The sequence below is a fragment of the Brachybacterium sp. AOP24-D1-21 genome (genome assembly GCF_052378665.1).
GTDB lineage: Bacteria > Actinomycetota > Actinomycetes > Actinomycetales > Dermabacteraceae > Brachybacterium.
The window spans coordinates 2,330,071-2,342,770 of record NZ_JBQSXX010000001.1; the positions used below are offsets into that span (position 1 = coordinate 2,330,071).

The 12,700-nt window shown below is 69.4% G+C and carries 11 protein-coding genes; 2 read left to right on the forward strand and 9 right to left on the reverse strand.

Annotated features, from left to right (window positions below):
* The first annotated feature begins 5 nt into the window (after nucleotides 1-5).
* On the forward strand, nucleotides 6-1,805 hold the full coding sequence (locus tag ACT3UF_RS10375; RefSeq protein ID WP_444502657.1) for an ATP-binding cassette domain-containing protein: 1,800 nt from the start codon (nucleotides 6-8) through the stop codon (nucleotides 1,803-1,805).
* Complete coding sequence (locus ACT3UF_RS10380) at nucleotides 1,802-3,499, forward strand: amino acid ABC transporter ATP-binding/permease protein (RefSeq protein ID WP_444608310.1); 1,698 nt, start codon at nucleotides 1,802-1,804, stop codon at nucleotides 3,497-3,499. Before ACT3UF_RS10375 ends, ACT3UF_RS10380 begins: the two co-directional genes overlap by 4 nt.
* 215 nt (nucleotides 3,500-3,714) lie before the next feature.
* Here ACT3UF_RS10380 and ACT3UF_RS10385 read toward each other — a convergent pair whose 3' ends face one another.
* From ACT3UF_RS10385 to ACT3UF_RS10425, 9 genes are all read right to left on the reverse strand, one after another.
* Nucleotides 3,715-4,185 (reverse strand): hypothetical protein, encoded by a 471-nt coding sequence (locus ACT3UF_RS10385; RefSeq protein ID WP_444502655.1) that lies wholly within the window; start codon nucleotides 4,183-4,185, stop codon nucleotides 3,715-3,717.
* 83 nt (nucleotides 4,186-4,268) lie between these two features.
* Nucleotides 4,269-5,021, reverse strand: coding sequence for an SDR family NAD(P)-dependent oxidoreductase (locus ACT3UF_RS10390; RefSeq protein ID WP_444502654.1), 753 nt, complete (start codon nucleotides 5,019-5,021; stop codon nucleotides 4,269-4,271).
* Nucleotides 5,018-6,268, reverse strand: a complete 1,251-nt coding sequence (locus tag ACT3UF_RS10395; RefSeq protein WP_444502653.1) for an ROK family protein — start codon at nucleotides 6,266-6,268, stop codon at nucleotides 5,018-5,020. The genes ACT3UF_RS10390 and ACT3UF_RS10395 overlap by 4 nt, the downstream gene beginning before the upstream one ends.
* Nucleotides 6,265-7,965, reverse strand: a complete 1,701-nt coding sequence (locus ACT3UF_RS10400; protein ID WP_444608311.1) for a ribulokinase — start codon at nucleotides 7,963-7,965, stop codon at nucleotides 6,265-6,267. Before ACT3UF_RS10400 ends, ACT3UF_RS10395 begins: the two co-directional genes overlap by 4 nt.
* Nucleotides 7,952-9,016 (reverse strand): NAD(P)-dependent alcohol dehydrogenase, encoded by a 1,065-nt coding sequence (locus tag ACT3UF_RS10405; RefSeq protein ID WP_444502651.1) that lies wholly within the window; start codon nucleotides 9,014-9,016, stop codon nucleotides 7,952-7,954. Before ACT3UF_RS10405 ends, ACT3UF_RS10400 begins: the two co-directional genes overlap by 14 nt.
* A 1-nt stretch (nucleotide 9,017) precedes the next feature.
* On the reverse strand, nucleotides 9,018-9,917 hold the full coding sequence (locus tag ACT3UF_RS10410; RefSeq protein ID WP_444608312.1) for a carbohydrate ABC transporter permease: 900 nt from the start codon (nucleotides 9,915-9,917) through the stop codon (nucleotides 9,018-9,020).
* Nucleotides 9,918-9,937: 20 nt separating this feature from the next.
* The gene (locus ACT3UF_RS10415) at nucleotides 9,938-10,837 is read right to left on the reverse strand and encodes a carbohydrate ABC transporter permease (protein WP_444502416.1); all 900 of its coding nucleotides are present in this window, start codon (nucleotides 10,835-10,837) and stop codon (nucleotides 9,938-9,940) included.
* Nucleotides 10,837-11,292, reverse strand: a complete 456-nt coding sequence (locus ACT3UF_RS10420) for an extracellular solute-binding protein (protein WP_444608313.1) — start codon at nucleotides 11,290-11,292, stop codon at nucleotides 10,837-10,839. Before ACT3UF_RS10420 ends, ACT3UF_RS10415 begins: the two co-directional genes overlap by 1 nt.
* 53 nt (nucleotides 11,293-11,345) lie before the next feature.
* Nucleotides 11,346-12,632 (reverse strand): ISL3 family transposase, encoded by a 1,287-nt coding sequence (locus ACT3UF_RS10425; RefSeq protein ID WP_006822416.1) that lies wholly within the window; start codon nucleotides 12,630-12,632, stop codon nucleotides 11,346-11,348.
* Nucleotides 12,633-12,700: the final 68 nt, after the last annotated feature.

Here is a 12,700-nt window from a genome sequence, read left to right on the forward strand (position 1 = left end):
CGTCGGTGTGGATTCGTGAGGCCCTGGTCGATCCTCCGCCGGGATCTCGCGCGGCGCTGCTGCTGACCTGGGCCCGCACCCTCGGCCTCGCCGCGGCGGCCGTCGCCCTCGGCGCCGTCGTCGACGCCGCGCTCGCCGGCACGTCCCTCACCGCCCCGGCACTGTGGGCGCTCGGTCTCGTGGTGCTCGCCGCCGCGGCCGGTGCCGGCGCCGAGGCGCGGGTGGGGCGGATGGCGCAGGAGACCGAGACCACCTGGCGGCAGCGGGTGATGCGCTCCGCGCTCGCCCCGGGCCGGGGCGGCGCGGAGGGCGCGACGCTGGATGCCGCCACCGGAGGGGTCGAGAAGGTCGCCGCATACCGCGCCGGGTTCCTGACCCCCACCCTCGCGGCCTTCACCGCCCCGCTGCTGGTCCTCGCCGTCTGGGCGGCGGTGATCGATGTGCGCGGTGCGCTGGTGCTGCTGCTCGCGATCGCTTTCGTGCCGCCGTTGATCGTGCTCGGCGACCGGGTGCTGCGCCGCTCGAACGGCCAGTTCCGGCGCGCCCAGAGCCAGGCCGCCGCCCGCTACCTCGAGCTGGTGGAGGGACTCGGCACGGTGAGCGTGCTCGGCGCCGGCGCCAGGGTGCTCGAGGACTATGCGCACTCGGCTCGCGGGGCGATGCGCGAGCTCACGCGGCTGCTCGCCCGCAACCAGGTGGTGATCGTGGTGCACGACGCTGTGTTCGGGGTGCTCATGGGGTGCGTCGCCGTGGCGATGGTGCTGGCAGGTCTCGACAGCGGCCGGCTCGGCGCCGGCCAGGCGTTCACGGGGCTCCTGCTCACGGTGCTCCTCCAGGAGCCGATGGGCAGGATCGGCCGCACTTTCTACGTCGCCCTCGGCGGCCGCGCCCGCCGCGACCAGCTCGAGGAGCTCACGGCAGGCACCGGCGAGAGCATGGAGCGAGCACCGAGGGAGGGTGAGGGCACGTCCCCGACGAGGGCCGACGGCACCGCCTCCCCGTCGATCGAGCTGCGAGGGCTCGGCGTCGATCGAGAGGGCCGCCCGGTGCTCGACGGAGTGGATCTCACCGTCCCGGCGGGCTCGCGCCTCGCTCTCGTCGGCCCCTCCGGTGCCGGGAAGAGCACGTTGCTGCGCGTGCTCGCAGGACTCGAGGAACCTGCTCGCGGCACGATCCGCCTGGACGGCGCCACGGTCGACGGCGCCGCGCGCCGTCAGCGCTGCGCGACGCTCGGTCAGCACGTCGACCTGCTTTCCAGCACCATCAGCGACAACCTGCGCCTGGTCGCCCCCGAGGCCGACGAGCCCCGGCTCGCCGAAGCTCTCGATGCGGCCGCGCTCGCCCCGGACCTGCGCACCATGCCGGAGGGGGAGAGCACCGTCATCGGTGAGGGAGGGGCGCTGCTGTCCGGCGGGCAGCGCCGACGCCTGGGGCTGGCCCGCCTGCTGATCCAGGACCGCGGCCTCGTGCTGCTCGACGAACCCACTGCGGATCTCGACCGCGCCACCGAACAGCTGGTGCGCGAGCGACTCGGGGAGCGGCTGCACGGCCGCACCGTCCTGGAGATCTCCCATCGCGTGCACACCACCCTCGGTGCCGACCTCGTGGTGGTGCTCGAAGGAGGCGCCGTGGTGGACGCCGGCCCGCCCGAGCAGGTGCGGTCCCGCCCCGGCTACTACGCCGAGGCGCTCGCCGCGGAGGCGGGCGACCCCGCCACCGGCGACCTCGGCTCCGACCCACCCGATGCCGCTCCTCCTGGTCTCGCCTTCTCCGCTCCCGGTCTCTGTGAAGGAGCAGCACGATGACGGACCTGCGCTGGCTGCTCGCCTTCGCCGCCCCCGCACGAGCGGTGCTCGCCGTCTCCGCGCTCGCCCGGATCCTCGGGCACGCCGCCTCAGCCGCGACGCTCGCGCTGCCTGCCGGTGCGATCGGTGCGAGCCTCGTCGGCTCCGCGGTGCTGCCCGTGACCGGCGTCGTCGCCGTGCTCGTGGTGCTCGCCGTGGCATCCGGGGTGCTGCGCTATCTCGAACAGCTCACCGGGCACCTGGCGGCGTTCCGCCTGCTGGGCGAGCTGCGCATCTGGGTGATGGAGCGAGTGCTCCCGCAGGCGCCGGCCGTGACCGACGCGGGCGGGGCGGCACGCGTGCTCGACGTGGCGGTGCGGGACGTGGACCGGATCGAGGTGTTCTTCGCGCACACCATCGCGCCCGCAATCAGCGCCGTTCTCCTCCCGATCGCTGCGATCGGACTCACCACCGCGACCGCCGGCGTCCCCACGGCGCTGGCCCTGGCCGTCGTGCTCGCTGCGGGCTGGGTCATCCCGTTCCTGGGCCGCCGCCGGGATCGCGAGACCGCCCGCGCCCTGGGCCGCACCCGTGGCGATATCACCCAGCACGTCGCGGATTCCTTGCGGGTGCGCGAGGTGATCCTGGGCGCCGGCACCGTCGCGGAGCGGCTGGCGGGCCTGCGGGAGCTGGACGACCGGCTCGGGGCCGCCCTGCGCGCACGCTCGCGCCGCGCCGGCGTGCGCCATGGCGCGACCGCTCTGTGGATCTGGGGCGGAGCGCTGCTGGTGCTCGTCGTCGGCCTCTCTGCGGCGCCCTCGGCCCTGCCCGCCGTGCTCATGGCGGCGGCGCTGGTACCTGGCATCGCGACCGGACTGGACACCCTTGAGAGACTCGCCGTGTCCTTGCCCGGCGGTCTCGAGGCGACCCGCCGCGTGCGGGAACTCGCCGGCGCCGCACCGCTCGTCGCGGAGCCCACCTCCCCGACGGTCCTGCCGGCCCCTTCGCCCCACGGCACCGCGCCGGCAGGCGATCCTCGAACGCCCGCGGCCGAGCTCGCCGACGTCACGTTCCGCTATCCGGGCCGTCCGGCGCCCGTGCTCGACGTCGTCTCCCTGCACCTCGCCCCCGGGAGGGTCGTCGGCGTCACCGGACCCACCGGCTCCGGCAAGTCGACGATCGCCCGTCTCCTGCAGCGCCACCGTGACCCCGAGACCGGCTCGGTCTCGCTCCGCGGCGTGAATGTACTGCGGCTCGGCTCAGCCCAGGTGCGCAGGACCGTCGCCGTCGTGGACCAGGAACCGTTTCTGCTGGATGCGACCGTGGCGGAGAACCTGCGCCTGGCTGCACCGTCGGCCACGGATGCTGCATTGCATGAGGTGCTGCACATGGCGTGCTCCCCCCTGCCGCTCGAGCGGCGCATCGGACCTCGAGGGAATGCGCTCAGCGGTGGCGAGAGGCAGAGACTGGCTCTCGCCCGGACCCTGCTGCGGGCCTCCCGGGCCCCCGGTGGCATCGCTGGCTCCGTGCTCGTGCTCGATGAGGCCACCAGCCATCAGGACCCCCTCACTCAGGAGCGCGTGGTCGCCGGCGTGCAGAGCGCGGGAGCCTCCACGGTGGTCATCGCCCACCGCCCCGAGGCGCTGCGCGGGGCGGACCACGTGATCCACCTCGAGGACGGCCAGGTGGTGGGCGGTCCGCAGCCGCCGACCTGAGCGGACGACCGGGAACGTGGCGGCGTCCGCCGGCACGTCGACGAGCTGTGCCGCGAGCTCCGTGCGAGCGCGCGGCAGAGTGCCCGCCTCCTACGCCGGGGCGACAACTTCTACCACTGGATGACGGCGCCACACCGCCTGAAGGACGTGCCGCATCAGTACCCGGGTTCCGCTCGAGAGCCTCCTTCAGCTCGAGTTCGCCCTGAATAGACCTTTCACCGGCTGCCCATCCACCCCAAGAACTCCTCTGCCACCACCACCGGCTTCCCCCACTTCGCCGCGTTCTTCGCCTTGCTGGACTGCGAACCGGCCTCGGCGACCACGAGCACGTCGGTCTTCGTCTTCGTGAGCGTCGGGACGGCGACGAGTCCGCGGGACTCGGCCATGCGGTGCAGGTCGTCCTTGTCGAGCGGTCCGTGCGCGGGGGAGTGCACCGTTCCCGAGAAGCAGACCCGCGCTCCGGCGATCAGCACTGTTGCGACGTCCACCGGCCCGTCGGCTTCGAAGCCGTCGGGCAGCACGCTCACGCCGTAGTGCTGCTCGACCCTGCGCAGGCGGTCCACCACGTCCTGGTCGGGGGAGAGCACCCGCTGCCAGGCGCCGGTGAGCAGGCGCGCGAGCACCTCGGCGGCGTCGTCCTCTGCGGTGAGGTTCCCGCCCACCACGAAGCCCGTCGGCGCCGTCATCCCCTCGGCTCCGGTGGTGCGGGAGAGCAGGTAGCCGTGCCCGTGGACCAGTTGCCGGACGGCGTGCGATCAGGTCCCCACGCTCACCAGGCCGTCGTCCCCCCGTCGACCACGAGATTCGTCCCGGTGACATAGGACGCCGCCCCGCTGAGCAAGAACGCGCACGGCTGCGCGATCTCTTCGGGTTCCGCGAAGCGTCCGAGAGGCACCTGTTCCTCCATGGCTGCGATGAGAGCGGGAGGATTGCTCGCCGTCATCTCCGTCCGGGTGTACCCGGGGCTGACGGCGTTGACGCGGATGCCTTCCTGGCGCCATTCGACGGCGAGGCTCTTGGACAGATGGATGACTCCCGCTTTCGACGCCGAGTACGCCGCGTGCGGGTCGATGTCACGGTTGACGATCAGACCGGACATCGAGGCAATATTGACGATCGCTCCGGGGCCCGAGCCGAAGGCCCGACGCTGGGCAACGCAGCTGTGGAACAGCCCGCTGAGGTTCACGCCGATCACACGGTCCCAGTCGCTCTGCTCCACCTCCGTGGACGGGCCGAGGCTGTCGACCCCCGCGCAGTTGACGGCGTACCGGACCTGCCCCAGCTCCGAGGACTCCTCAGTCGCCCGAGCACAGTCTGCGGCGTCGGTCACGTCGACCTCGACCGCACGGAAGCGGACCCCTGCTTCGTCGCAGACCTTTTCCACGCGGGAGAAATCTGCCCCCGGCCGCTCCCAACCGGCGACGCTTACGCCCTGCGCGGCGACGGCAGCGACGACGGCGCGGCCGATCCCTCCGGCGGCTCCAGTAACGATGCAGACGGCATCGGTGTCAAGGGGGTTCATGAGGTCGGGTCCTTTGCGTCGGAAAGTCCTGCGCGGGACAGCGCGATGCTGTGCAGGCTGTGGTGGGCGACGACTTCCTGCATCGCCATCAGATGGCATCCCTGTAGGATCCCGGTCTCGCCGAGCTCGGAGACCCGCAGTTCGAGGTGCTCCACGATGATGGGCGGCAGCAGCATCCCGAGCTCGTCCTGGATGAGGTCGCGCACGTTCGTCGACCCGGGAAAGAGGTCGCCGAGCACGATGCAGTCCGGGTCGAGGACGTACACCAGCGAGGCAAGGCCGTAGGCGATGAGACGACACATGCGCTTCACCGCCCAGGTCGCCAGTTCGTCACCGTCGTCGAAGGCGGCGACGATGTCATCGATGGACGGGTTCTCCGTGAGCGGCGAGTCTGGGAACTCGACCAGGCGCTCCGCCACCGCGCTGCGCAGGGCACGTGGCGAGGCGTAGTCCTCGAACAGCCCGTCGAAGCCGGGACGGTCGACATAGCGCTCGTGCAGGCGGGCATTGAAATTGATTCCCAGATGCCCGATCTCTCCGGCGATCCCGTGGGCGCCGGAGAAGATCCGGCCGTTCACGACGATCCCTCCGCCGTAGCCGATCCCACCGACCACGTTGAGCAGGCACCTCGGCGGAGTTTCGCGGATCTTGGAGAGCAGCGCGTACTCGGCGAGCGCACTGGTCTTCGCATCGTGCTCGAGGACGATGGGCACTCCCGGGAGGAGAGCGCCGATCTCTTTGACGAAGTCGACCTTTCTCAGCTCGGTGAAGCCGTCGGTGTAGAGCCGGGTGCCGTTCTCGTCGCGGAACAGCCAGCCGAGTGCAGCGACGCCCACGCCGACGAGGGTTTGCGCATCGAAGGCGGGACGAACCTCGTCCACGGCCGCACTGATCGCGGCGAGTACGCCGTGGATGTCGACGGAGCTGTCGTAGCTCCGCTCGCTTCTTGCGAGCGGCTCTCCGTTGCCGTCGAACACGCCGGCCTCGGTCCGGTACCGGTTGATGCGAACTGCGACGGTTCGCAGTTCGCCCAGATCCAGCGTGAGACCGCGCGACCGGCGCCCCTGACGCGACCTTGTCGGGATCTCCGCAGCGAGGATGCCGAGCCCAGTGATCTCCTGGACGATGCTGGTCACGGAAGGACGGGAGACACCGAGCTCGCGGGCGAGATCGGAGCGGGAGATCGGTCCGAACTCGTAGATTGCACGCAGGACGTCGTCGGGGTGGATGGTTCGTCGCGCGCTCATGCGTCTGCCTCCGGTGCCGGGGAACCGAGCACGGACAGGGGGAGCTGACCGGTCCCCACGCCGAGCCGGAGATATTCGCCGATTCTCGCATTCATCCTCGCGCGACCCTCCGGAGTCGGGGCAAAGGTCCGTGAGACGCGGGCGGCGAGGGAGGAGCGAACCTCCTCGGGCGTGCCGAACGTCCCAGCCGCGATCGCGGCATGGATCGCCGCGCCCCGGGCCGAGGCCTGTGACTCCTCCGCTACGGCGACCTCGACGCCGAGTGCGTCGGCGAGCATCTGGCAGATCAGCTCCGAGCGCTGTGCGATCCCGCCGACGAGGGTGACCGCATGGACAGGAATCCCGGCGGCCAGGAGTTGATCCTGGATGGACCTGCTGCCTAGCACCGCGGCATCGAGCAGGGCGAGATAGATGTCTGCGGCGTCGGTGCCGACGCCGATGCCGGCGATCGCTCCGCGCGCGGACGAGTCCGGGAACGGATACCTCCGCCCGTTGACCCAGTCCAGTGCGATCGGTGTCGAACGTTCCGTCCGCTCACGGATCGTCCTCTCGAGAGCGGGTAGCACGGCACCGAGAAAGCGCTCCTCGAGCCGGTCGATCAGGGGCGCTCCGCCCGAGTCGGCGAGCTCCGTCTCGAGGACCGCGCGAAGCGGCCAGCGTAGGATCCCCGCATACCAGGAGAAGAGGTCGCCGAACGCAGCTTGGCTCGTCTCCCCGCCGAGGTGGCCCGGGACGATGGTGTCCTCTGCGATGTTGCAGAGAGAGCGCAGCGGCTCGATCTCCTCGGGCAGGGCGCGGGGCAGGAACAGATCGACAGTCGAGGTCCCGATGACCTTTACCATCTCGCCCGGGCGGATGCCGGCGCCGACCGCTGCCGCATGAGCATCGAGCGAACCGGCCCCGATCACGACGCCGTCGGTCAGCCCCAGTCGACCGGACCACTCCGCGCAGACCGTGCCCAGCGGTGAGCCCGCTGCAACAGGTTTCGCAGGCAAGGTGTCGAGGACGCGGGCGAGCCCCGGGCTGAGCTCCGTGAGCAGGGCGCGCGGAGGCAGCCCGCCGTGCGCCGCGCTGTAGAGGACCTTGTGGCCATAGGCGCAGGCGCTGCGGGGGATAATTGCGGCATCCGTCCCGCCCGAGAGCAGGTGGGCCACCCAGTCGGCGTGCTCGATCCAGCTCACAGCGGCGCGGGAGACGGCGCCTCCGAGGCGTTCGGCGCGGAGGATCTTCGCCCACCACCATTCGGAGCTGTACTCGCCCTGCGTGCGGGACACGTCGAAACGTCCCGAGTCGAGGAGATCGTTGATCTCCGCCGCCTCGGCCTCCGCGCTCTGGTCTTTCCAGAGCCAGAACATCGCGCCGGGATCCTCGGCGAACTCGGGTCGGAGTGCGAGGACCCGTCCTTCGGCGTCCACAGGGGCGGGGGTGGAGCCGGTGCTGTCCACCGCGAGAGCGCGGACCCGGGAGAGGTCGGAGGAGCGTGCGAGCTGTGCGAAGCACGCCTCGAGTGCCTCGATGTGGTCCAGCGGATGCTGTCGATGCACCGACCGCTCCGCATCGCAGTACCGGCGCTGCGCCCAGCGCTCATATTCAGCCTGCGCGACGGCGTCGGTGCGGGCCTCCATGACGTCCAGCAGCACCACGCGCACGGAGTCGGAGCCGAAGTCGATCCCCGCGACGAGGTCATCCGCGGCCATCGCCGGCTCCTGCGTCGACCTTGATCATGACCTTGACGACCTCGTGCTTCCGGGTGCTCGCCGCCGTGAACGCCTCGGTGCTCCTCTCGAGGGGGAGCACGTCTGTGATGATGCGTGCGACGGGAAGCTCTCCGGAGGCGAGGAGCGCGATGGCAGTGGGGTAGAGGTTCCGGTAGCGGAACACGCTGCGGAGAGTGAGCTCCTTATCGATCAGGTCGTTCACATGCAATGCCGCGATCCCGGATTTCGTGTAGCCGACGAACGTGATCGTTCCGCCACGACGCACACAGCGGATCGCCTCATTCATCGTCGCCTCGGACCCGGCGGTCTCGAACACGACGTCGAACCGGCGGTCGGCCACGGTCGCCTCTGCAGCGAGTACATCAGCACGGATCGGCTCCGCCCCGAACTCCTGCGCGAAGTCCAGACGGTTGTCCGCCATGTCGCTGACGACGACCTCGGCGGCCCCGGCCCGTCGCAGGAGCGCCGTCATCAGGAGTCCGACGGAGCCTCCGCCGAGCACGAGGGCGCGGCTCCCGAGGCCGGCCCCGGAGGTGCGCAGTGCGTGCAGCGCCACGGCGAGCGGCTCGATGAGCGCACCCTCGGGCAGTGTCACCTCATCGGGTAGCGCGAAGCAGAAGCGCGCGGGGTGTCGCACGTACTCCTGCAGCGTTCCCTCGGTGATCGGGAGGGAGGCCCAGAAGTAGACGTCGGGGCAGAGGTTGTAGTGCCCGGTCATGCACTGCTCGCAGATGCCGCAGGGGACACCCGGCTCGAGCGCGACCCGATCGCCCACGGCGAGATCGCAGACGGTCTCGCCTACCGCGGCGACGACGCCGGACGCCTCATGCCCGAGCACCATCGTCTCCTCGACCCTGCTGGACCCGATGCCGCCGTCGCTGAACAGGGCCACGTCGGACCCGCAGAGGCCCACATAGGCGACACGGACCAGCACGTCCTCCGGGCCGATCTCCGGGATCTCCCGTTCCTCGAGCGAGATCCTTCCCGGAGCGACGAGGACCCCTGCGCGCATGGTGGTCTTGACGGTCATGTCACTCCTTCACGGCTCCGCTGAGGAGCCCCTTGATGAGGCTGCGCTGGGCGACGAACCCGAGCAGAACGGGGACGAGGACGGCGATCGTCGCGACCGCGGACATCTTTCCCCAGAACAGACCCTGCTGGGTCATGTACTGGTTCATGTACACCGGGATGGTGGGCGACTGCGTGAAGGTGAACGAGATCGCGACGAGGAACTCGTTCCACGTCACGATGAACACCAGCATCGCTGTCGACAGGATGCCTCCACGCACGATGGGGAGGATGACGGTCCTGAATGCCTGGACGCGCGTGCAGCCGTCGAGCTGTGCGGCCTCGATGATCGACTGGGGGATGTCGGCCATGTAGGTCACGGCCATCCACACCATGAGTGGGATGCCGATCGAGGTGTACAGCAGCACCATCATGATCGGCGAGTCCAGCATCCCGAGGCGGCTCAGGATGACGTAGATCGGCAGGATTACTGCCACTGCGGGCAGCAGGGTCGTGGTGATATACCAGTTGTAGCGCCCGATGGGATTGCGGAGCCGCCCGAAGACGATCGAATAGGCCGCCGGAACGCCCAGCACGACGGTCAGGACGACGGTCGTCAGCGTGATCCCGACCGAGTTCCCCAGATGCGCGACCAGCTCGGGGCCGATCACGGCCCGATAGTTCTCGAGCGTCGGCGTGAAGCTCAAGCTGGGCGGCGCGACATCGACCTCCCGCTTGAAGGACGAGAGGACCATGTAGAGGATCGGGAACGAGTAGATCAGCGCGATCGCCATGAGGAGACCGCCGCCGAGCAGGCCGAGGATCTTCTTGCGCGCTGAGGGCTTCGGGATCGACGAAGAACTGTTGATCGAAGTGGATGGCTGGGCCGGGGCGGGCGCCTGCTGCGAAGGAGGCGTATGCATTGTCGTTTCCACCGTTCTGCTCATCGTTCCAGCACGTTCCCTTGTCGGCGGAACATGGTCGCGAGGACGGCTAGCGTCAGGATCACCGTGACGACAGAGATCGCCGACGCCCGGCCGGCCTGCCAGTCGTAGAACGCGGTTCGATAGATGTAGTACGGGAGGTTCGCGGAAGAGACGCCGGGGCCGCCCTGCGTCGTCACAAAGATGATTCCGAAGACCTTCAGCAGGTTGATGAGGCCGAAGGTGGCGGCGACGAGGAAGTAGGGGCGCAGCAGCGGGATCTTGAAGGAGAGGATCCGCCGCAACCAGCCTGCGCCGTCGACCTGAGCAGCCTCCATGACCTCCTCGGGCAGGCTCTGCAGGCCCGAGATGATGATGAGGAATAGGAACGGGGTCCATTGCCAGACGCACAGCATGACGATGGTCGCCAAGGAGTTCTGCGCGCTGAAGAAGGAGATCGGCTCGATGCCGAGCAGAGCGGAGAAGGCGCCGTTGAGGCCCTGCGTCGGGCTGAGGATCAGCGTCTTCCAGATGATGCCGATCACCGGCTCCATCACGAAGTACGGAATGATCAGGATCGATCGCGCGATCACGGCCCCGGGGAACGAGTTGTTGAACAGGTTCGCCAGGACGAAGGCGAGGACCATCGCGATCACCAATGAGGCGCCCGTGAGGATCACCGTGTTCAGGATGACGCGGTAGAAGTCCGGGTCGCCCAGCAGGAAGAGATAGTTGTCTGCTCCGGCGAAGCTGATCGGTGCGCTGGGCATCCGAAGATTCCAGTTGAGCAGCGAGATCACGGCGGTCACCGCGAACGGGACCTGGGTGAGGACCAGGACGACCATCAGCGCCGGTGTGCCGACGAGGTTCACCCGGGTTCTGCGCGGCGCCTCCTTTGTGGCGGAGGCCGCCGCGCTCATCAGCGTCCTCCGTCGTCGAAGGCCTGTTGGGCGGCTCTCTGGGCGGCCGACTGGAGCGCGGCGGTGTCACCGTCGGCGGAGACGTACTCGGCCAGGAGCTGACCGAGCCTCTCGCCGAGCCCCGACCACTCCGGGATGTTCGGAAGAGAGTTGCCGACGTACGGCGCGTCCTCCACCGCAGGTTCCTCGAACTCGACGTTCTCGAGCGACTTCAGGACAAGGTCTGCATACACCGCGACGGACTTATACTCCGGCGTCGCGTAGGTCGAGGTGCGCGATCCTGAGGGAACGGCAAGCCACCCCTCCTTTTCTGCGACCAGTGCCACATATTCCTTGGAGGTCGCCCAGGTGATGAAGTCGAAGGCGGCCTCGGGCGCCTTGGAGCCCGCGGTGACGGCGATGCCCCAGCCGCCGACGGCCTGCGTCGCACCCTTCCCCGGACCGGAGGGGGACATGGCATATCCGGCTCTTCGCGGTTCGTGGTGAATGACCCTGCTGGGACGGGTGTTCACGCTACGGTTCTCGCGGCGCTGGTCAGCAGGATACGCATCCGGTAGTTCTCCGGGTTTCGGAATCCGCGGCCGGTGCGTTTGATGTTCTTGATGCCGGTGTTGCCCGCTTCGACCTTCGCGGTGGTCGCGCCGGTGACGATGAGGACCTCGATCGCGTCCCACCAGGTCACGACGGTGTCATAGAGCTTCGTCGTCTCGGGCATGTTCGCGATCTGGGCGAAGTAGCCCATCCGCATTCGCTCCTGCCAGGCCTGGGCGAGGGTGTCGGTGGACAGGAGGCGGCGGAGCTGCTCTTTGATGCCCCAGGCAGCGGAGAGCTCGTCGGTGGGGTCATCGGTGCGGAACACGTCCTCGAGCCGCTCCCAGGCCCTCGGGGTCAGGGTGTCGCCGCCGCGTAGTAGCAGCATTCGGTGCGCCCAGGCCGGATCCTCCTTGCGACCTCGACGGCCGCGATGGGCGCGGGCCAGGCGCTGCCTGACGGTGGTGACCATGTCGTTTCCGAGCTTGACGAGGTGGAACTTGTCGACCGAGACCGCAGCCCGGGGCAGGTAGGTCCGCAGCGCCTTGCGGAACGCGGCCGAGGGATCGATCGCGACGATCTCGATCCGCTCCCGCCAGGCCTCGGAGCGCTGGGCAAGCCAGTCCCCGACGGCCCTGGAGTCGCGGCCGTCGACGATGCCGAGGACCTGCCCGGTGCCCAGGTCCACCAGCGTCGTCATCCACGGCTCGAACCGTCTCCAGGCCCCCTGATCCGTGCGGAACCAGCGCACCGACCGGTACCGGTGCTCATCGACCCCCAGACGCCTCACCCGCACGTCGTCGACGTCAGGCAGGACCACCGCAGCGGCGCTGAGGGCGGCCTGGACCAGCCACCACGAGACCCCGTGGGCCCGGGCCACCTCGGAAGCTGCACGGCCCGAGGTGATCACGGCCGAGACGACCTGGTCCCGCAGCCTGGTCGTCGAGCGGGCGTAACGGGGGATCTGCTCGGTGGCCTCAGCGAACGTGCCCCGAGCACAGGCCGGCTCCAGGCAGAACCAGCGCCGCTTGGCCCACACCACCACCGCCGCGCCGGCGACGGGAACGTCCCTGACTTGCTGTGACCGTCGGGAGTGGACCTTCGTTGCGAGCACCCCGCAGGACGGACAGCCCGGCGGGACGGTCGAGGCGATCACCACCCGCCGGCCACCATCGGGCAGGTCGACGGCATCGATGACGCGGTAATTGGGCAAGTTGAAGATCGTGCTCGCAGCATCCCGCTGCGAACCAGTATTCTCGTGCACAGGCTCGTGGTCCTCTGGAATGTGGATGTCTTGACAACACCCATCACAGCAGGACCACGAGCCGTTCT

Bases quoted from the DNA above. Each gene is read 5' to 3' on its own strand.
- ACT3UF_RS10380 (WP_444608310.1), top strand. From the start codon at position 1,802: ATGACGGACCTGCGCTGGCTGCTCGCCTTCGCCGCCCCCGCACGAGCG.
- ACT3UF_RS10385 (WP_444502655.1), bottom strand. From the start codon at position 4,185: ATGACGGCGCCGACGGGCTTCGTGGTGGGCGGGAACCTCACCGCAGAG.
- ACT3UF_RS10390 (WP_444502654.1), bottom strand. From the start codon at position 5,021: ATGAACCCCCTTGACACCGATGCCGTCTGCATCGTTACTGGAGCCGCC.
- ACT3UF_RS10395 (WP_444502653.1), bottom strand. From the start codon at position 6,268: ATGAGCGCGCGACGAACCATCCACCCCGACGACGTCCTGCGTGCAATC.
- ACT3UF_RS10400 (WP_444608311.1), bottom strand. From the start codon at position 7,965: ATGGCCGCGGATGACCTCGTCGCGGGGATCGACTTCGGCTCCGACTCC.
- ACT3UF_RS10405 (WP_444502651.1), bottom strand. From the start codon at position 9,016: ATGACCGTCAAGACCACCATGCGCGCAGGGGTCCTCGTCGCTCCGGGA.
- ACT3UF_RS10410 (WP_444608312.1), bottom strand. From the start codon at position 9,917: ATGCATACGCCTCCTTCGCAGCAGGCGCCCGCCCCGGCCCAGCCATCC.
- ACT3UF_RS10415 (WP_444502416.1), bottom strand. From the start codon at position 10,837: ATGAGCGCGGCGGCCTCCGCCACAAAGGAGGCGCCGCGCAGAACCCGG.
- ACT3UF_RS10420 (WP_444608313.1), bottom strand. From the start codon at position 11,292: ATGTCCCCCTCCGGTCCGGGGAAGGGTGCGACGCAGGCCGTCGGCGGC.